This window comes from Mesorhizobium sp. KACC 23794 (assembly GCF_052180275.1).
In the GTDB taxonomy this organism is placed as follows: Bacteria; Pseudomonadota; Alphaproteobacteria; order Rhizobiales; family Rhizobiaceae; genus Kumtagia.
Window position 1 is genome coordinate 1,814,874 of the sequence record NZ_CP197465.1, and the last position, 18,074, is coordinate 1,832,947.

The 18,074-nt window shown below is 60.6% G+C and carries 16 protein-coding genes and 2 pseudogenes; 8 read left to right on the forward strand and 10 right to left on the reverse strand.

The window, feature by feature from the left end:
- Nucleotides 1–3 precede the first annotated feature (3 nt).
- The 3 genes and pseudogenes from ACSBOB_RS08940 to ACSBOB_RS08950 all read left to right on the forward strand — a co-directional run bounded on the left by ACSBOB_RS08940 (nucleotide 4) and on the right by ACSBOB_RS08950 (nucleotide 1,782).
- Nucleotides 4–372 (forward strand): response regulator, encoded by a 369-nt coding sequence (locus tag ACSBOB_RS08940; RefSeq protein ID WP_442582074.1) that lies wholly within the window; start codon nucleotides 4–6, stop codon nucleotides 370–372.
- A 92-nt stretch (nucleotides 373–464) separates the two neighbouring features.
- Nucleotides 465–1,221: pseudogene (locus tag ACSBOB_RS08945) on the forward strand (IS5 family transposase).
- 376 nt (nucleotides 1,222–1,597) lie between these two features.
- Nucleotides 1,598–1,782 (forward strand): annotated as a pseudogene (locus ACSBOB_RS08950) (hypothetical protein).
- Nucleotides 1,783–2,089: 307 nt separating this feature from the next.
- Here ACSBOB_RS08950 and ACSBOB_RS08955 read toward each other — a convergent pair.
- The 3 genes from ACSBOB_RS08955 to ACSBOB_RS08965 all read right to left on the reverse strand — a co-directional run bounded on the left by ACSBOB_RS08955 (nucleotide 2,090) and on the right by ACSBOB_RS08965 (nucleotide 7,059).
- A complete protein-coding gene (locus tag ACSBOB_RS08955; RefSeq protein ID WP_442582075.1) occupies nucleotides 2,090–4,180 on the reverse strand; it encodes a beta strand repeat-containing protein in 2,091 nt (696 codons plus the stop codon).
- The gene (locus tag ACSBOB_RS08960; RefSeq protein ID WP_442582076.1) at nucleotides 4,177–4,665 is read right to left on the reverse strand and encodes a hypothetical protein; all 489 of its coding nucleotides are present in this window, start codon (nucleotides 4,663–4,665) and stop codon (nucleotides 4,177–4,179) included. The genes ACSBOB_RS08955 and ACSBOB_RS08960 overlap by 4 nt, the downstream gene beginning before the upstream one ends.
- 315 nt (nucleotides 4,666–4,980) lie before the next feature.
- On the reverse strand, nucleotides 4,981–7,059 hold the full coding sequence (locus ACSBOB_RS08965) for an ATP-dependent helicase (RefSeq protein WP_442583690.1): 2,079 nt from the start codon (nucleotides 7,057–7,059) through the stop codon (nucleotides 4,981–4,983).
- 422 nt (nucleotides 7,060–7,481) lie between these two features.
- On the opposite strand from ACSBOB_RS08965, the gene ACSBOB_RS08970 reads away from it, so the two are divergent.
- Complete coding sequence (locus ACSBOB_RS08970) at nucleotides 7,482–7,700, forward strand: hypothetical protein (protein ID WP_442582077.1); 219 nt, start codon at nucleotides 7,482–7,484, stop codon at nucleotides 7,698–7,700.
- Between the two features lie 19 nt (nucleotides 7,701–7,719).
- On the opposite strand, the gene ACSBOB_RS08975 is transcribed toward ACSBOB_RS08970, so the two are convergent.
- A complete protein-coding gene (locus ACSBOB_RS08975; protein ID WP_442582078.1) occupies nucleotides 7,720–8,280 on the reverse strand; it encodes a hypothetical protein in 561 nt (186 codons plus the stop codon).
- A gap of 258 nt (nucleotides 8,281–8,538) precedes the next feature.
- Between ACSBOB_RS08975 and ACSBOB_RS08980 the strand changes: the two genes are divergently transcribed.
- The 3 genes from ACSBOB_RS08980 to ACSBOB_RS08990 all read left to right on the forward strand — a co-directional run bounded on the left by ACSBOB_RS08980 (nucleotide 8,539) and on the right by ACSBOB_RS08990 (nucleotide 11,609).
- Entirely contained in the window at nucleotides 8,539–10,650 is a 2,112-nt protein-coding gene (locus tag ACSBOB_RS08980) for a catalase (protein WP_442582079.1), read from the forward strand.
- Between the two features lie 112 nt (nucleotides 10,651–10,762).
- Complete coding sequence (locus ACSBOB_RS08985) at nucleotides 10,763–10,927, forward strand: isochorismatase family protein (RefSeq protein ID WP_442582080.1); 165 nt, start codon at nucleotides 10,763–10,765, stop codon at nucleotides 10,925–10,927.
- A 43-nt stretch (nucleotides 10,928–10,970) separates the two neighbouring features.
- Entirely contained in the window at nucleotides 10,971–11,609 is a 639-nt protein-coding gene (locus tag ACSBOB_RS08990; protein ID WP_442582081.1) for a DUF6766 family protein, read from the forward strand.
- A 22-nt stretch (nucleotides 11,610–11,631) separates the two neighbouring features.
- On the opposite strand, the gene ACSBOB_RS08995 is transcribed toward ACSBOB_RS08990, so the two are convergent.
- The 4 genes from ACSBOB_RS08995 to ACSBOB_RS09010 form a co-directional block, all read right to left on the reverse strand.
- On the reverse strand, nucleotides 11,632–11,829 hold the full coding sequence (locus ACSBOB_RS08995) for a KTSC domain-containing protein (RefSeq protein ID WP_442582082.1): 198 nt from the start codon (nucleotides 11,827–11,829) through the stop codon (nucleotides 11,632–11,634).
- 407 nt (nucleotides 11,830–12,236) lie between these two features.
- Nucleotides 12,237–13,409 carry an extracellular catalytic domain type 1 short-chain-length polyhydroxyalkanoate depolymerase gene (locus ACSBOB_RS09000; protein WP_442582083.1) on the reverse strand — a complete coding sequence of 391 codons (1,173 nt, stop codon included), beginning with the start codon at nucleotides 13,407–13,409 and terminating at the stop codon, nucleotides 12,237–12,239.
- A 179-nt stretch (nucleotides 13,410–13,588) separates the two neighbouring features.
- Nucleotides 13,589–14,509, reverse strand: a complete 921-nt coding sequence (locus ACSBOB_RS09005; RefSeq protein WP_442582084.1) for a hypothetical protein — start codon at nucleotides 14,507–14,509, stop codon at nucleotides 13,589–13,591.
- Between the two features lie 163 nt (nucleotides 14,510–14,672).
- The gene (locus ACSBOB_RS09010) at nucleotides 14,673–15,170 is read right to left on the reverse strand and encodes a YciE/YciF ferroxidase family protein (RefSeq protein ID WP_442582085.1); all 498 of its coding nucleotides are present in this window, start codon (nucleotides 15,168–15,170) and stop codon (nucleotides 14,673–14,675) included.
- A gap of 221 nt (nucleotides 15,171–15,391) precedes the next feature.
- Here ACSBOB_RS09010 and ACSBOB_RS09015 point away from each other — a divergent pair, with 221 nt between their 5' ends.
- Complete coding sequence (locus ACSBOB_RS09015) at nucleotides 15,392–15,628, forward strand: DUF6894 family protein (RefSeq protein WP_442582086.1); 237 nt, start codon at nucleotides 15,392–15,394, stop codon at nucleotides 15,626–15,628.
- 14 nt (nucleotides 15,629–15,642) lie between these two features.
- Here the strand turns inward: ACSBOB_RS09015 and ACSBOB_RS09020 are convergent, their stop codons facing one another.
- Nucleotides 15,643–16,362, reverse strand: a complete 720-nt coding sequence (locus ACSBOB_RS09020) for a Crp/Fnr family transcriptional regulator (protein WP_442582087.1) — start codon at nucleotides 16,360–16,362, stop codon at nucleotides 15,643–15,645.
- A 226-nt stretch (nucleotides 16,363–16,588) separates the two neighbouring features.
- A complete protein-coding gene (locus ACSBOB_RS09025) occupies nucleotides 16,589–17,596 on the reverse strand; it encodes a YihY/virulence factor BrkB family protein (protein WP_442582088.1) in 1,008 nt (335 codons plus the stop codon).
- Between the last annotated feature and the right edge of the window lie 478 nt (nucleotides 17,597–18,074).

Genomic DNA, 18,074 nt, shown 5'->3' on the forward strand with positions numbered 1-18,074 from the left:
GCTATGACAACAAAACCTATCGTGTTGGTGGTTGAGGACGAAATCCCAATCAGAATGGATATCGTCGATCAGTTGGAGGAACGCTGGTTCACGGTATTCGAGGCTGGCATTGCCGACGAAGCGATCGACATCGTGATTGCCTACCCAAAGATCGGATTGCTCTTCACCGACATCGATATGCCCGGAGGCATGGATGGTCTCAAGCTCGCCAACGCGGTGCGCGATCGGTGGCCCCCAATCAAGATCATCTTGGAATCGGTATATCGAAGTGTCGCAGAGAGCGATATGCCCGCTGAAAGCCGCCTTTTTTCGAAGCCCTATGATGCAGATGCAGTCGCGAAGACGATGTGCCAGATGATGGCGCCGCCCTAGGGCGTGTCGTCAGTTAGCTGGGGTCGAGGGCAGGGATTCCCAAATCAGCTTTTGAGTGATTGATAGAGAGCCGGCCAAAGGAGAGCTGGTTGATGCGTCGCTATGGATTGCGGGACGATCAGTGGGATCGGATCAAGGATTTTCTGCCGGGGCGTGAAGGGCACGTCGGCGGCACGGCGGCGGACAATCGGCTGTTCGTCGAAGCGGTGCTGTATCGTTATCGAGCGGGCATCCCCTGGCGTGACCTTCCCGAGCGGTTCGGCGACTGGAACACCACCCACAAACGGCTGCGACGCTGGTGTGAAAGCGGTGTTTTCGAACGCATATTCAAACACTTGTCTGCCGATCACGACAACGAGTACATGATGATCGACGCCACCATCGTGCGCGCCCATCAGCACAGCGCGGGCACTCAAAAAAAGACGCCGAAGACAACCAGGCCATCGGCCGGTCGCGCGGCTGACTGACGACGAAGATCCATGTGGTGGCCGACGCGCTCGGCAATCCGGTGGTGATTTCGCTGACCCCGGGCTAGACTTCAGACCTCGGACAGGCCGAACCCTTGCTGGACGAAATCGATCCGCAAGCCTTTCTGGCCGACAAGGCCACGACGCCGACGCCCTCATCGACCACCTTGAGGAGCGGCAGATCACCCCCGTCATCCCGCCCAAGGCAAACCGGATTGTCCAGCGGCCGACCGATTTCGTGCTCTATTGCCAGCGCAACCTCATCGAGCGGTTCTTCAACAATCTCAAACAGTTCAGGGCAATCGCCACGCGCTACGACAAACTCGCAAGCACTTTTCTCGCTGCCGTCCGGTTCGTCGCTGCCTTCATATTGCTCAAATGACGACACGCCCTAGACCGACATGTTCCCAACTTCTGCGCCGATCGACACTTCCCGCCGCTGACGGAGTACGGCAACTCGACTACGCCATCGGAAACTCGGCCAAGGTCTCGCGCATCCCCCCGGCACGTCGTTGATCGAGAGGGTGAACCTGGCCTTAAGTCGACCCAAGCGCTCGGCGAGGAGCGAACCGCTCCGAGCCGAACTGGGGGCCATGGTGGAATTTGCCTTGCCGGGCACGGAAAGCGACACCGCCATCTCAACGGCGGTGAGCAGTTGTCTGGCTGCGAATCGGTGACATTGCCTTACCGGGATCGGAACGTCTGCAGTGCCGGTACGTTCAACGCACGCGGCAAGCCGCCGCCATCGGAGAACTTCAATGGGTGTCCGCAACGCGCCAACCACCAAGGTTAAGTAAGCTGCCAGGGGCCTTGAGAAGGCAGCAGCAAAGAATGAGCGGCAGACGGAGGCCGACATGGGCCACACCCTAAAAAAGGCACGGAGCGTTTTGAAGAACGCTCAAAAAGCTCGGACGGCAACAGTGCAGGCGCAAAGCAGCGCTGAATGGGCATACGGCGGACTTCGGCAGCGTGACTTTGCAAGGTAAGTAGGTCGCCTCGGGTGCCTGCCGTGACGCGGTGTAGCTCGCAGGCATCCTATCGCCAACTCGACAAGCCGAAATCTCGGCAAGCCAGATAGACAGGTGCGACTCGGTGAGAGCCCTGTTGCGGGGAGTCGAAGAATAGCTGGCGCTGATCGTCAATCGCTCCCCGCCTGGGAGAAGGCTTTAGTGTTCTCGTGAGCCGTCTCTTGATCTGTGACCGCCCGGCTCTGGTGCTGGATGGAGCTTCGTTGTTCAATGGCCGACGAGCTAAATCACCACAAAATCGGCTGCAGTTAGCGTCGGGTTTCCGGCGAGCGTGGCGAACTGGATGGCGGCGGTGGCGCCGTTGCCATCGGTATCGTAAAATAGTTTCCCGGTATCAGTCTCGTAGATGATGTTGTCGTCAGAATCTTGGGCAGTACCTGCTGCGTTGGCCCGGAAGTGCGCTGACGCCAACGCGCCGGCAACCGTCAGTGTTGTGAAAACTGCGTTCTCCAGCCGGATAGTGTCGGCGGCGACGTTGAAGTCGACGATCGTGTCGACATTGGCGGCACCGAGCGCGGTCGAGAAGGTGAAATAATCCTTCCCGCTACCGCCTTGCAGCGTGTCCGAGCCGCCCTTGCCGTCGATGATATTGGTGCCGGCATTGCCGATGATTTTCTGGACGATCTCGTTGCCGATAAGGTTGATGCCCGTTGTCCCGGACGAACCGTTGGTCGTCATCTGCTCTATGTGCACACCGGCGCCAAGCTTGTAGTTGACCGATGTCATCAGCTTGTCCGCAGTTCCCTGCGTGGCGGTCTCGACAATGACGGCCGCGGAATTATGGATGCGGTAGGTATCGTCGCCGCCGAGGCCGGAAAGCTTGTCGCCGCCGCCGGCGCCACCTTCGTTCAGGATATTGGCGCCCGCATTGCCGGTGATCTCCTGCTTCAGCGCATTGCCGGTCAGGTTGATCGCCGTCGTGCCCGCGTTCGAGGTCGTTCGCAGAAACTCGATTTCCGAGCCCGTATCCAATGCATAGCTGGCACGCGCCGCGACGAGGTCGGCCGTGCCGCCGTCTTTGGATTCCGACACCTTGTCGCCGGCGCTGTCGACGAAGAAGGTGTCGGATCCAGCCCCACCCGCCATGACATCATCGCCGGCCCCGCCGTCGATCGTGTCGTTGCCGCTGTTGCCGGTTATGGTGTCCTTGGCGCTTCCGCCATTCACCGTCAACCCGACACCGGCACGCAGCGTCAGCGTCGACCCGGTATTGTCGAGCGTCACCTTTTCGAACCCGCTGAAGCCAGCCAGAGCGCCGAGATCGAATACGCCGCCACCGGCGAGGCTGAGTGTGTCGATGCCGCTGCCGCCCATCAGGTTGTCGACGGCGCTGAGGGTCGCCACAGTGCCCTTCGCGGTGTGGTTGCCGGAAAGAAACAGCAGGACGTCGCGCCCGGCCGTGAGATTGACCGAGGCCCCGACCGTCGCGATGTTGGTCCCGCCGCCGTCGGTGGTCGCCGACAAGCCGGTGAAGGGACCAGTCAAGTTGAGTGTGCGTGGGCCACCGGCAAGCAGCGTGGCGGTCAAGGTCGAAGCGGCATAACCCATGCCGACAATAGTTTCACCTTCCAGGTCGATGATGTCGCCGGAGGCAAAGCCGGCGATATCGCCCTTGAAGCTGGCCGGTGCGCCGAGCTTCAAAACATCGTTCGTACCGCCGAACGTTATCGTCTGGCCTGCGGCCACCGCACCGTCCAGCTCCACTTCCGCGCGATCATAGAGCTGAATCTCACCGCCCCCGCTGGTCGCCCCGGTCACGTGAAGCATGGCCTTGCCGGAGGGGCCGCCGGAAAGCGCGATGGTGCCGGTGTTGTCGAGCCCTGACGACATGACCACCGACGGCGAACCCAGACCGTCATTGCCGACATTGACGAAGCCGCTGTTGGTGAAAAGGCCGTCAACGGACAGGCTGCTCCCGGAAAACCCGGAGGAACTGTCGAGTTGGATATAGCCGGCGCTTGTCAGGTTCCCCTCGATGCCGACGGTGGAAGCGTTGTCGAGGCGGAGTTCCGCGAATCCGGAGAGCGTGGCCCCAAGGGCCGCCGACAGCGAGCTGTTGTCCAGCACGACATCGCCGTCGACCTGCAAGGCATGGGTGATGTCGAAGGACGGCACATCGGTAAGCAGCAAGGCCCCGTCGGTGCCGATGCGTTCCACCGTGTCCTGGATATCGAAACCGTCCGGGTTGTCCGTTGTCACGCCGGTGAGGAAACGGGCACCGGTGCCGAGCAACCGCAACTCGGTGTTCAGGTCCGTGAGGACATCCGGACTGTCGATCGTCATCGACGCGTTGGTGATCTCTGCATCGTTCAACTGTGTGATCGCTGGGAATATCTGGCGTCGACGGCGTAGTAGGCGTGGCCGCTGAACACACCGGCGCTGTAATGTGACAGGGCTGCGCCATCGAGAACGAGACCTGCCCCGTATACGACAAGACCGCCTCTTGGTGCTTCGCCATTGTCGAAATTATCGAAAGAGAGGCGCATAGAGGAGTAGACCTGGACCTGGCCCCCATTGTTCAGGAAGTTGCCGGTCAGGCTCGATCCTATGCCCCAGACGATCGTGCCGCCCTGGTTGTTGAAGCCGCTTGTAACGGTGAAGGGCGAGGCAAAGTTGATCTGCACGCCGTTGCCGACGCCGAGGCTTTGAGCCGAACCCGGTGCCCCGCTGAAATCGATGAAAATGTTGTCCGGCCGGATAAGGGCGGGCGTCGATGGCGTGGGAACGCCGTTGTCCCAATTTGACGGATCGTACCAGTGAACTCCATCGCCGGCACCGGTCCAATTTGTAGTCGCCATTTCATTTCCTCCAGAGGGTATGCCAAGTGCGCACAATTGTGAGGCGCAAGGGCATGCTCCGACGATCCCGCTCTAGAGGACTTGGCTTCCTATGGCGATTCCGATCAATGTATTTTGCAAATCTTACATGTGCCCACCCCCGTTTGGGGGAGAAAGGTCGTGCAATACCGGTAACGACCGGCGCGTATTTTTCGACTTGGCCGACGACGTGCAATGTCCGGTTGAACGCGGCGAGATCACGACGTTTGAGATGACAACGATCCAGACGAGATACAGGCGGCCGAGCAAGATTGGCCGAGATACGCTGGCGGGCGACTATCTCCACATTCCGCGCATGCGGTCCTTCAGGTCAACCTGCACAGTGGGTTCGCGAATGCTATCTCGGGTGACGTCCGCCGTCGGCCAGCCGATCCTCTCGAACTGCCCGAGGATATGATCCGGAATGAAGCGCGTGCGGGAGGCGTAGACGTGGCGGTCGCCGCGAGACGCTTGGCCGCTGATGTAGAAGCGCTGCGGCGTGATCAGGTGCAGCGAATCCCTGGCGCGCGTCATTGCGACGTAGAGCAGCCGGCGTTCTTCTTCGACGTCATCGTGCTCGCCAACGGCGAGGTCGATCGGGATGCATCCATCGACAGCGTTGAGCACGAAGACGTTGTTCCACTCCTGGCCTTTTGCCGAATGGATGGTGGAGAGGATCAAAAAATCCTCATCGAGATGCGGCGGGCCGGCGCGGTCGCTGGTCGCCTCCGGCGGGTCGAGCGTCAGGTCGGTGAGGAACCGCTGACGCGACGGATAGCCCGTCGCAATCTGTTCAAGCTGCATAAGATCCGCGCGGCGGATCGTGGCGTCTTCATGGATGCGCGCCAGATGCGGTTCATACCATAGCCGCACCCGTTCAAGGTCGGCCGGCCAAGCTGATTTCGAGCGCAGGCCGGCGAACAGATCGACAAAGGCGGGCCAGTCCGTTCCGGTTCGCTGCGGCACGCGGAACGCCGACAGGCCGAGCTCGGCGTCCAGCGACGTGGCCATGGCCTTGATGATTGCCGCGGCTGTCGACGGACCGACGCCGGGCAGAAGCTGGAGCACGCGAAAACCGGCGACGCGATCGCGCGGGTTCTCGGCAAAGCGCAGGACCGCCAGAACGTCCTTGACATGGGCCGCATCGAGGAACTTCAGGCCTCCGAATTTCACGAAAGGAATGTTGCGGCGGGTAAGCTCGATCTCCAGCGGGCCACTGTGGTGCGAGGCGCGGAACAGCACAGCTTGCGACTTGAGCATGGTTCCGGCCTCGCGCTCGGCCAGGACACGGTCGCAGACGTAGTTCGCTTGGTCCGCCTCGTCGCGCACCGTGATGAGCAGGGGTTTCTCAGCCGATCTGCGCTCGGTCCAGAGGTTTTTGGTGTAGCGCTCGGCCGCCTCGCCGATCACTGCGTTGGCGGCGGCGAGAATGGCGTCGGTCGAGCGGTAGTTGCGGTCCAGCGTAACGATCTCGGCCGGGGCCGCAAACTGCGCGGGGAAATCGAGGATGTTGCGCACCTCCGCCGCTCGAAACGAATAGATCGATTGAGCGTCATCGCCGACCACGGTCAGGCCTGCGCCGTCCGGTTTCAAGGCGAGCAGGATGGACGCCTGCAGCCGGTTGGTGTCCTGGTATTCGTCGACAAGGATATGGTCAAAGCGGCCGCCGAGCCGTTCGGCCAACGCCGATTCGCTGGCCATCTCGGCCCAATAGAGCAGCAGATCGTCGTAATCGAGCACGTTCTCGGCCTGCTTGGCCTCAACATAGAAGGCGAACAGCCGCTTCAGCTCGTCATGCCAGTCGCGGCACCACGGAAAGGCCTTTGCCAGAACCTCGTCGAGCGGCTTCTGCGCGTTGACGGCACGCGAATAGATAGCGAGGCACGTCCCCTTGGTGGGAAACCGGCTCTCAGTCTTCGACAGGCCGAGTTCGTGCCGGACAAGGTTCATCAGGTCGGCCGAATCCTCGCGGTCGTGAATGGTGAAGGACGGGTCGAGCCCAATATCCAGCGCGCAATCGCGCAGCAGCCGCGCTCCCACGGCGTGGAAGGTGCCGGCCCAGTTCAATCCGTCGGTGAGAACGGACGCCTTGTCGCCCAAGACCTCGCCGGCGATCCGCGCGACACGCCGAGTCATTTCCGCGGCGGCGCGGCGCGAAAAGGTCATCAGCAGGATTCGCCTCGGATCGGCGCCCTTGACGATCAGATGCGCTACGCGATGGGCAAGCGTATTCGTCTTGCCCGACCCCGCCCCCGCGATGATCAGCAACGGCCCGGCAATGGTTCCGCCACCATGCACGACGGCAACTCGCTGGCCCTCATTAAGGGCGGCCAGATACGATGGCTGAAAAGCCGAATCATGCAGCGCGACGTTCATGCCGCCATGGAGCAGCGTTTCCGGTTCGTTCGCAATCTCCATAATTTCGGACTACGATGGGGGTTGGATACGGATTCCGCGCATATGCCAGCGATGTGGGCGGTAGAATAAGACACAAGGGCCCGACGCGCTGCAAACTTGAACGCAAAACTCATGCGTACCGGCATCCGGATCACGAGACTGTGGTTTTCGGTCGTGCCTCGACTTCTTGAACCGATATCCTCAACGGCAGTAGTGGCCGCAACATCATAGAGGGTGGCGCAGGCCGCGATGTTATCAAGGGCTATGGCGGCAACGACACGCTTTGGGGCGGCACCGGCGTTGACTTCTTCGTATTCAACACGGCGCTCGATGATCAAGACAGTGTCGACGCCATCGCCGATTACAACGCGGCGGCCGACACCATTCACCTCGATAACGCCGTGTTCGCTTCGCTGACTGCAACCGGTGTGCTCGCCGCTTCAGCCTTCAAGGACATCGCCGATGCACCGAAGGATGCCAACGACCGCATCATCTTTAATTCGGACACCGGCGCGTTCTATTACGACGCCGATGGATCCGGCGAAGCATTTGGTAACGTGAACTTCGCGGTGCTGACGGGCGCGCCGGGATTGGTGGCTGCTGATTTCCTGGTGACTTAGTCGAGCGCCATGCGGGAGCTCATTGAGGCAATCCTGGCAAGATCGGCCTGCTGCCGAGCGGGTCCAACTCAGACGCGGGCGCTTCGTCATAGCCGCTCCATCCGGTGGTCTCGTATTCCGACCTGCGGTCCGCGATGTCCACTGAGCCGGACTGACCCAGTATGGCGGCCGCAGCGTCGACATGAGCATCGTCGACCCGTGCGGTAACCAGCGTCCCTCCGCGGCGCATCCCTTCGGCGTAAACATGCGCGTCGCGCTCATCCACGCCGGCGTCGGTGAGCGAACCGAGAAGACCACCTGCAACCCCGCCCGCCGCCACGCCTATCAGCGTCGAGGCGAGCCAGCCAGCGCCGATGAACGGCCCGATTCCCGGAATCGCAAATGCTCCGAGCCCGGCAAGCAGTCCACCGGCACCACCGACGGCCGCGCCGATACCAACGCCCTCGGCCGTGCCGCTTGCTTCTTCGTCGCCCGGACTAATAATGCTGATATCGGCGCCGGGAATTTCTGCAACTTCCAGAGCTTCGACTGCCCTGTTGGCTTGGTCACGTGTGTCGAAAAGTCCTGTAACGGTTCGCATACGTCTTCTCCCTAGTTGGAGAGATTAGAAGCAGCGTCGCGCCAAAGCGTTCCTGCCGCTCAGAAATTATTGCTTTAAGGCGCATCGCGAGGGTGGGCGGTATGCTCACACCATTCGTTCGAAGGGCTGGTATCGCAGCGGTCTCGTTGGAGCATGGAACTGGCAAATCCCTGAGAACACTCATGTGCCGGAACCGGATGACTATCCCGGCATTGTGAGAGACGCGATTACGCGCCCCAACCTTTCGAAGGAAAATCAATGGCCAAGCCATCGAGCCGGTCGTCCGGCAAGACAGCAACAATACACGACCAGAAGCTCGAATGCGGAAATGGCGGCGAACTGCACCAGCTTGCGCAAGGCGACGTTCCGGTCCTGACTACCGCGCAGGGCGGGCCGATTTCCGATGACCAGAACTCTCTGAAGATCGGAGCGCGTGGCCCGACGGTTCTTGAGGACTTTCATCTTCGCGAGAAGATTTTCCATTTCGACCACGAGCGCATTCCGGAGCGCGTCGTCCATGCGCGCGGCTACGGCGCCCACGGCTATTTCGAGACCTATGAATCGCTGGCGAAGTATACCCGCGCCGACATCTTCCAGCGCGCCGGCGAGAAGACGCCGGCTTTTGTCCGCTTCTCAACCGTTGCAGGCAGCAAGGGCTCGGCCGACCTCGCCCGCGACGTCCGCGGCTTCGCCGTCAAGCTCTATACGCAGGAAGGCAATTGGGACATCGTCGGCAACAACATCCCGGTCTTCTTTATCCAGGACGCGATAAAATTTCCCGACATCATCCACTCGGTGAAGCCGGAGCCTGACCGGGCGTTTCCACAAGCGGCATCGGCGCACGACACTTTTTGGGATTTCATCTCGCTAACCCCCGAAAGCATGCACATGATCATGTGGGTGATGTCGGATCGGGCAATCCCGCGCTCCTTCCGCTTCATGGAAGGTTTTGGCGTCCACACCTTCAGGATGGTCAACGCCAAGGACGAGTCGACGTTTGTCAAATTCCATTGGAAGCCGAAGCTCGGGCTTCAGTCGGTGGTGTGGAACGAGGCGGTCAAGATCAACGGCGCCGATCCGGACTTCCATCGCCGCGACCTGTGGGATGCCATTCAGGCCGGCAATTTTCCCGAATGGGAATTGCAGCTCCAGCTTTTCGATCAGGATTTCGCCGATAGTTTCGATTTCGACGTGCTCGATCCGACCAAGCTCATCCCCGAGGAACTCCTGCCGCCGATCCCCGTCGGCCGCCTCGTGCTCGACCGCATGCCGGACAATTTCTTCGCCGAGACCGAGCAGGTGGCGTTCATGACGCAGAACGTGCCGCCGGGCATCGACTTCTCCAACGACCCGCTGCTGCAAGGGCGGAACTTTTCCTACCTCGACACGCAGATCAAGCGGCTGGGCAGCACCAACTTCACACATCTGCCGATCAACGCGCCGAAATGCCCGTTCCACCATTTCCAGCAGGACGGCCACATGGCAATGCGCAATCCGGTCGGGCGGGTGAACTACCAGCCGAACTCGTTCGGCGAAGGCCCACGGGAATCGCCGCAGCGCGGCTTCCGCTCCTTCGCCGAGGTGGAGGAAGGCCCGAAGCAGCGGCTGCGGGCGGAGAGCTTCGCCGACCATTACAGCCAGGCGCGGCAATTCTTCAACAGCCAGACAGCGCCGGAGCAGAAACATATCGCCATGGCATTGACCTTCGAACTGAGCAAGGTGGAGACGCCTGTCATTCGCGAGCGGATGGTCGCTCATCTCCTGAACATCGACGAGGGATTGGCAGAGACGGTCGCCGACAAGCTTGGCATGAAGGATCTGCCCAGACCGGCGGATGCCGCCGTTCCCACCCGCGATGATCTTGAGCCGTCGCCTGCGCTCAGCATCATCGGCAACGGACCCGACAGCTTTGCGGGCCGCAAGGTCGGCGTGCTGGTCAGCCCGGGAGCGGATGCCGCGCTTTTGAAGAAGCTTCAATCGGCGATCGAAGCGGAAGGCGCCACGATGGAGGTCATCGCGCCAAACGTTGGCGGCGTTGAGGCAGCCGATGGCAGCCTGATCCCCGCCAAACACATGATCGATGGCGGACCATCGGTTCTGTTCGACGCGGTCGTGCTGCTGCTTTCCGAGGAGGGCGCGGAACGCCTGACGGGTGAAGCTGCCGCGCGCGACTTTGTCGCCGACGCTTTTGCTCACTGCAAGTTCATAGGCTCCACGCCCAGCGCCATGTCGCTTCTGGCGAAGGTCGGTATCGACCCCGATACCGACGAAGGCATCATAGCTCTTGACGGACCCAAGTCGATTGCCGGGTTCATCGAGTCCTGCCGCAAGCTGCGGCTGTGGAGCCGGGAGATGGCGGTCAAGCTCTAAACGGTCCGTCGGGCTGGAGGAATTTCGCGTGCAGATCGTTCGAACGGAAGTCGCCCTCGCGACTGCGCCGACCTGAGATCGATACGCTCGTGATCGCCAGCGGGTGAGACCGATGTTATGCGTGCCGGCCACGGTGCTTGCCGCCATCGACCATGGCTTCCGAACCGTCATCGTCACCGACGCCATCTGTAGCTCAGCCGATCAGACCCACGACGGAGCTTTTTCGCTCGCGCTTCAGCGAGCAAGTGGAGATCGTGGAAATGAGAGAAGTTCTTGATGGCTGGCGGTGAACGGAGTCGCCCTGAAAGGAGGAGGCTACTGTGAAAACCTTCTTTCGGGACAACGGGCTGACGATTACATTGGTGGCATTATTCCTGTTCAGTGCGCTGGGCATGATCTCGTCGGGTCATGCAGCCTACAACCAGGAACTTCGAGAGCACGGCTCGGGCGAGATCGGTCTGCCGGCTTATCTGGCGAGCAGCAACTTCCTTTCGGCGCTGTTCGAAAACTGGGAGAGCGAATTTCTGCAAATGTCTGCTTACGTGATGCTGACGGCGATGCTGTTCCAGCGCGGATCGGCCGAATCTCGTGACCCCGATGATCCCGATCGACCGGACGATGCGCTCCCGACAGTAGCCCGCAGGCGCAACCCTGTCCTGTCATGGCTCTATTCCTACTCGCTGGGCATAGCGCTTGCCGTGCTGTTCATCATCTCCTTTGCCTTGCATTGGTGGGCGAGCCTGGCTGCGGCTAACGAGGAAGCGCTTCGCCATGGCGGCGAGATCCAGTCGCTCGCAAGCTATCTGCTGGACGCCGAACTTTGGTTCGAGTCCTTTCAGAACTGGCAGTCGGAGTTCATGTCGACCGCGGTCCTGGTCGTGCTGTCGATTTTTCTGCGGCACAAAGGCTCTCCGGAATCAAAGCCCGCCGGCGCGTCGAATTCCGAAACCGGCGCCTGAGCTTCCGCCGGCCGAAAGTCGGCTACGCTTCCGTTATCATCCCGTAGCGGAAACGGTCGCGAATGTGGTCGTTGAAGTAGCGGCCTTTTGCGAAGGCGTCTCGGAATGCCGCGTAGACCTCCGGAGGAACTGCCTCGTAGTCATACCGTCTGCCGCTCGCCACGAACCACACCGAGAGGACCTCGGTTTCGGGATCGTAGTGACTTTTGCGGATCGACATTGATGGCATCGTGACTGTGGCTAGATCAGCGTCATAGGCATGTAGCGGATGACAACCCTGTTCTGCCGGAAACGCAGATCAGAGTCAGTGCGACGCTCGCGCCAGCCGGAGAGATCGACTTCTTGCGTTGTCATCTCGCAGATGACGCTCTCGTCGACGTCAGTGTCGGCACATTTTCGCCATGGCCCCTCTCCAGGAGCCAAACGTAGGCCGTGACACCCTCAAAATGGGTGGCAATCTCTTCCTTCGCCAGATCAAGATTTTCCCGCTCGAACGGCTGGACCTTAATGTCCACGCGGGGAAGCGGGATCTGGATGAAGTGCATGGAGGCTGCTCGCCGTTCCATCGGGACGCGTAATAGCCGCTTCGCTGCGGCACGCCCAGCCGGCGATCGCCTTGTGCCCTCCCTAGCGCATCAACCCTGCTGCCCGAAGCGCATCCTCAATTATCTTCCTGACGCCGATCGGCTGGGCGGCAGGCGCCAAGAAGGCTGGGACCTCAAGAGGAGCGGTTTGGGCCGTCGCCCTTGTTTCATCGAACGAGGTGACCATCTCAGAATGAGCGGGAGGTTTTGCGCCGTGGGGCCGTTTCGGCTTCGCTGACCCACCGCTGCGGGATTCCGTGATACCCCAGAATTCCGCGATACGCCGCGTTGATGAAATGCCGACTTCCAGCATGAAAGGACCGGCGGCGCCGAGGCCGTCCGCGCCCGCTGTCCGCAGTGGTGTGCCGTGTCCCATGCCGGTGATCGTGTAGGTCTCGACGAGCGCATTGCCGCTGGCGTCGCTCCAGGTTCTTTTCGTGTGACCATCGATCGTTTCGGAGCGGGTCGGTGTCTTGCTGAGCCTGTGAACGCCTCGCCATTGCCCTGCGATGGCTTCCGCGTTCGACGATGCCACCGTCTGATCGGCCGATCCCTGCCAGATGGAAATCCTCGGCCACGGCCTTTTGTGCTGGGATGCGCTGCGAAGAAGCCGCTGAAGTTCCGGCTCTGAGGGACAGCCATGACCGCGCATGCGGTCGAACGCTTCTGGAATGGTGTTCGCTACACCATAGGCAAGGCCGGCGATGATCGCCCCAGCCGTAAAGACTTCCGGATAGGCGGCGAGCATCACCGAGGCCATCGCGCCCCCGGCCGACAGGCCGGTAACGAAAATGCGCTCCCGATCGAGGTTATGCGTGACGACGAGCGTTTCGATCATCTGCCGTATCGAAAGCGCCTCGCCGCTATCGCGCTTCGTGTCGGTCGGCAGGAACCAGTTAAAGCATAGGTTGGGATTGTTGGCTCGTTGCTGCTCGGGAAAGAGCAGGGCAAACCCCGCCTGGTCCGCAAGCTTGGACCAGCCGGCGCCATGATCGTAGGCCGCTGCAGTCTGGGTGCACCCGTGCAGCACAACGACCAGCGGAGCGTCCTGCGGAAGATTCTCGGGAAGATAGAATCGTGCCTCCAAGGCGCCGGGATTGGAACCGAAACCGCGCAGGGTCGAGAGACGGTCGGCAGAGCCGAGCTTCGGAGTATAGGCGTTGTGTTGAGCGCGCAATGCAGTCAGGCGCGCAATCGTGTCAGACATCTTTCGCATGGAGCCGTCCTTGTTTGACGTCCGGGAGCGGACGGCAGTCTGCGCAACGCGCTTGCGGCGATATCGTTGCTGCACTGCACAATAACAAGGGAGATCAAGCGTGTCGCCCGATCGGCACGATAGAATCGGCCAGCCCTGAGGGGCTGGCCGAGCAGTCGCGTTCAGCAGTGTCGAGCGTGTCAGGGGTGCTGGGTCCGGTAGACGGTCTCTTCGTCGTCGCGCTGTTTGCCGCCGAGGGCTGCGGCAGCACTGGCGATGAAGGCGCCGACGATCAGCGAGAGGGCACCGACCAGCGCGAAGGTCGCTGCGGCCTTCCTGGCCGTATCGGCAGCTTCCTGCGTCTTGACCTTCGCTTGCTGAGCCTGGGCAATCACGGCGTCGACGCGGGCGGTTGCATCCGCTTCGGACAGGCCCGTGCGGGCCGCCACAAGCTGACCGAGATAGGTCTTGTCGTCGGCCGAGAGATCGCCGGCCGCTGCACCCGCAAGCAGGATGCGGGAAGCCTGCGCTGCTGCGTTAGCGTCGCCTTCCACGCCGGGAACTGCCAGCCGGGCGGGATCGGAAGGGCGGAAAAGCGTGTCGACAAAATAAGACGTCGCTCCGCTGACGCTGCTTCCATCGGCATTCGCCGAAGCGCCGGCCGAGGCACCCATTGCAGCGCCGGACGCTATGGTGGATGCGCTCTGCACGCCGGTTCCGATCGCCGCCGACAATGCCGAGCCAAGCACGAACACCATGATCAGCGTGGCGAGCGCCCAAGCCATGAAGCCGTGGGCGGTATCGCGGAAGTAGGTTTCGTCCGTATGGACGCCGACCCATTTGGTGCGCAGGCGGCCCGTCAGGTAGCCGCCGACGCCCGACGAAAACCATTGCACGATGATCAGCCAGATCGCCGTGGACACGGCGAAGGTGGTGACGCTGGCGCCCTCGTTCGACCATGGCGAAACCATGGTAAGCCCGAGCCCCGAGCCGAGCAGCATCAGGATGAAGGTCAGTGTCGAAGCGGCGAAGGCACCGGCGACGATCGGACCCCAGTTGACGGCCGACGAAGACGATTCGACGGACGCAACTCCGTCTGTCGTTGTGAAAGTTGATGCCATTGTGTCCTCCTACCGCGCTAATAGCGCGAGGAGGAGGATTATCGGAATCGGAATCCCGAGAAGCCAGAGCAGAATGCCACGACCCATGATAGTCTCCTGTCGGAAGTAAGAATGTCTAGATAAACCAACCACCGCGGCGGAGCCGAGGTGGTTGGTTGCTGGATCAGGCGGCCTTGGCCATTTCGTTCGCCGACGAATCCGCAAGCCCGGTCAGCGCCTTGTCCGTCATCGTCTCCTCGCCGAGCGTCAGGTCGAGCAGATTGGCCGCGTCCTTCATGCCGAGCACCGTCGCCCAGCGCTTCAGCGTGCCGTAGCGTGTCATCTCGTAGTGCTCGACGGCTTGCGCCGAGGAGATCAAGCCGGCGTCGATTGCCGGCGTGCCCTTGAAAGTCTCGATGATATCCTCGCCTTCCGAGATGATGCCCTCAATGGCGTCGCAGGTTTTGCCCTGGGCGCGCTTGCCCATCAGTTCGAAGACCTGCTGCAGGCGCTCGACGTGGCCCTCGGTCTCTTCCTTGTGCTTTTCGAAAGCCGCCTGGAGATCAGGGGACGAGGCGGCGCGAGCCATTTTCGGAAGAGCCTTCAGGATTTTTCGTTCGGCGTAGTAGATGTCCTTCAACGTGTCGTGGAAGAGGTCTTCCAGTGTCTTGTCTTTGGCCATAGGTTCGGCTCCTTACTGAGAGAGGACCGAACAACGGCAGTCTCAGGCGGGTGTTCCTTCCCGTCGGGCGATTCCCCGAAATATCGCCACGGGTCGTGTCATTTGATAATCTCAAAGCGCGTCGGCTTTCACATTTGATGCCCGAACGCCCTTGAGCCGAGGCACGCGGAACCTTTCCGGCTCGCATCTCTTGTGCTCGACGCGAGCGCCTGGGATCCGCCATGCCGAAGTATTTCTTTGAGACATTCGATGGAGAAAGCGCTTGGCCCGACGATCGTGGCATAGACTGCCAGTCCCGTGGTCAGGTCAGCTATCAGGCAGTTAGGGCTTTGGTGGATATGGTTCGTGACGAATTGCCGGACGGACCGGCACGAGAGTTTCGCGTGGTCGTCCGGGACGAAGCCTCAGCCGCCGTGTTCGAGGCATCGCTTGTTCTGAATAGCAGTTGGAACGATTAGACCGCCGAGCCAGTTCAGCGCGGCTCCATCTCCATACACAAATAGGTTGGATCGAACTCCGACAATTTAACTAACGCATCCCAATCCAATATCTCGACCTGATCGCCTTCCCAGCGCAACGCACTTCTTCGTCGCAGCGATTGTAGGTTACGATTCACATGGACGATTGACAGGCCGAGTGCGTCCGCCAGTTGGGACTGCGTCATGGGTAGTGTGAACTGGAATTCCTTTGTGAGGCCCACGATACGGAGACGGACGAAAATCTCACATACGAAATGAGATATTTGCGCGAGAGCCGAGCGACGGCCCATTGCGACGATCCACTCGCGATGCACCGAGCCATCGATTAGCGTATCGAGCCACAGCATGCGCGTCAGGTGGGGTGATGTCTCGGTGATCCGCCGCAGCGTTTCATGGGTGACTTCAAGCAATGTGCAGGTCGAAATCGCTACGACCCCATGCGCCAGCCTCTTCAGCAAAAATCCGTGGAGATCCATGAAGTCCCCGGGCACATGGATTGCGGTAATCTGCCGGCTGCCGTCCGCCAGAATTTTTTGCCTCCCTGCTATCCCAGAAACGAGAAGTTGACTGAACATCGGCCGACTTCCGTCCGACACGATCTCCTGACCGGCGCTCACCACCCTCCGACCCGTGAAGGCAGCCGCAAGCTGCTTCCGTTCGTCGTCTGTCAGTTGGTCGCGCTGGCTCAGTTGCCTAATCAGCGGTTCGATCATAGTTCTCCCCGTTCACACCAGCGCGACCGCTGCTCCGCCTCGGTCAGATGATGTTGCTAAGGGCCACTCCCGGTCGTTTCATGAGATTCGCTTGATCTCGTAAGCCGCTCAAGTCGGTTTGGCAATTCGCCTGCCAGATAGCGCGATGCCATGTAAGCGGACCGGATAACAGCCAGTTCTAATAAGTCATCATCCATAAACGAGGGGCTTTGACACAAGCGCCAAGCTAGCTCCCCCGATTCCGGGATTTGGACAACGCTACTAATGTCGTTAGCGCCGATATCAAGGCGATCAGAGCGACCAACATGTAAGGGTTTCCATTTTCTCGAACTCGCAGCGGGAACAAAATCTGGTCATCAGCGACCGGTGTCACGAGTCGGTTCAGGTCTGGCCTGGTCCCGAAGCTCGTGGCGTAGGCGCGAGTGAGTTCTGCTCCGAGAAGGAAGATCGAGGATGAGTAGAACACCCACAGCAGCAATACGATCAAGCTTCCTGCCGCACCGTAGGACGAGGCAACCGCGCTGGTTCCGAGATACCATCCGATCAATGACTTCCCGATGGTGAAAAGAACGGCCGTCGTCACCGCGCCGAAACGGACGTCTCTCCAGGCCAGGGAACGATCGGGCAGGACTTTGTAAATCGCGCCAAAGAGCAAAGCCAGGAGCGATAGCGATACAATGGTGTTGATGAATGATAGGATGGCTTCGCCGAACGGCAAACGCGAATTGATGAAGTCGGCCAGCCCTGAAATAGCGGCGCTCGCGGCCAGCGAAACCAATAGCAGAAAGCCTAGTGACGCAACCAGACCCAAGCTCGCGGCTCGCGCCCTCACCAGCCCGGACAGGGTGGTGGAGCTGGGTTCAACCTTCCAGATCTGATTGAGAGACGACTGCATCTCGCCAAATACGCCAGATGCGCTAGCGACAAGAGTAATCAACGCGACCGAGGCGGCGATTAACCCGCTTGTGCTGTTTGAAGCGCCTTCGATTATCGCCTTGAGCAAGTCGGCGCCCTGCGGACCTAACAGGCCGGTCAGTTGTGCGGTTACCGCCAGTTGGGCAGCGTCTCGCCCCACGGCGAGGCCGGCAACGGCAATTACGATGAGCAGAATTGGAGCGAGCGATGTGGCTGCGTAAAATGCCATCGCCGCGGCATGGGATAGCGCATTGTCGTTGACGAAGCCGACGACTGCGGTTCTCACGAGAGTCCAGATGCGACCGAGAACGAGTTTCATATGCGGCGCTTCCCTCAACCTCGTTCCGGAACCACAAATTTCCGATCTCCCATGAAAGTTGCCTGGCGGTCAGATTGTTCCTGAGCGTCTTCGACTGGGAGCACGACCGCAGCTGGCAGTTCAGGGGGCGACGCGTTCCGAGGGGAATTCCGCTGCGAACGGGCGCAGAGGATGGCGCCCAGCTACTCCACGCTCCTGCCGTCATAAATGACGCTCAGCCCATAGCGATCGGAAGGGAACCACATTTGACTGGCGAGATGCCGCTGCCGCGATATCTAGTGTGCGAACCGGAACAGGATTTGATGACCGTTTTCTCGGTGTGGCATTCGACGGTCCACCGCTATCAACGTCCAGTTGGCTGCGGTAAGCACCATCTCATGTTCCGGCTGCGTGACAGCTACGATCAGCGCCTGCTTCACGCATCACTCGTCGTTGACCCGAACCGAAGTCCATCAACTGGATCCACGACGTTTTTGGA

Coding starts and splice junctions, on each gene's coding strand:
- ACSBOB_RS08985 (WP_442582080.1), top strand. CDS start 10,763: ATGTTATGCGTGCCGGCCACGGTGCTTGCCGCCATCGACCATGGCTTC.
- ACSBOB_RS09025 (WP_442582088.1), bottom strand. CDS start 17,596: ATGAAACTCGTTCTCGGTCGCATCTGGACTCTCGTGAGAACCGCAGTC.
- ACSBOB_RS08940 (WP_442582074.1), top strand. CDS start 4: ATGACAACAAAACCTATCGTGTTGGTGGTTGAGGACGAAATCCCAATC.
- ACSBOB_RS08975 (WP_442582078.1), bottom strand. CDS start 8,280: ATGCGAACCGTTACAGGACTTTTCGACACACGTGACCAAGCCAACAGG.
- ACSBOB_RS09005 (WP_442582084.1), bottom strand. CDS start 14,509: ATGGCATCAACTTTCACAACGACAGACGGAGTTGCGTCCGTCGAATCG.
- ACSBOB_RS08995 (WP_442582082.1), bottom strand. CDS start 11,829: ATGTCGATCCGCAAAAGTCACTACGATCCCGAAACCGAGGTCCTCTCG.
- ACSBOB_RS08965 (WP_442583690.1), bottom strand. CDS start 7,059: ATGAACGTCGCGCTGCATGATTCGGCTTTTCAGCCATCGTATCTGGCC.
- ACSBOB_RS09020 (WP_442582087.1), bottom strand. CDS start 16,362: ATGATCGAACCGCTGATTAGGCAACTGAGCCAGCGCGACCAACTGACA.
- ACSBOB_RS08960 (WP_442582076.1), bottom strand. CDS start 4,665: ATGGCGACTACAAATTGGACCGGTGCCGGCGATGGAGTTCACTGGTAC.
- ACSBOB_RS09015 (WP_442582086.1), top strand. CDS start 15,392: ATGCCGAAGTATTTCTTTGAGACATTCGATGGAGAAAGCGCTTGGCCC.
- ACSBOB_RS09010 (WP_442582085.1), bottom strand. CDS start 15,170: ATGGCCAAAGACAAGACACTGGAAGACCTCTTCCACGACACGTTGAAG.
- ACSBOB_RS09000 (WP_442582083.1), bottom strand. CDS start 13,409: ATGCGAAAGATGTCTGACACGATTGCGCGCCTGACTGCATTGCGCGCT.
- ACSBOB_RS08980 (WP_442582079.1), top strand. CDS start 8,539: ATGGCCAAGCCATCGAGCCGGTCGTCCGGCAAGACAGCAACAATACAC.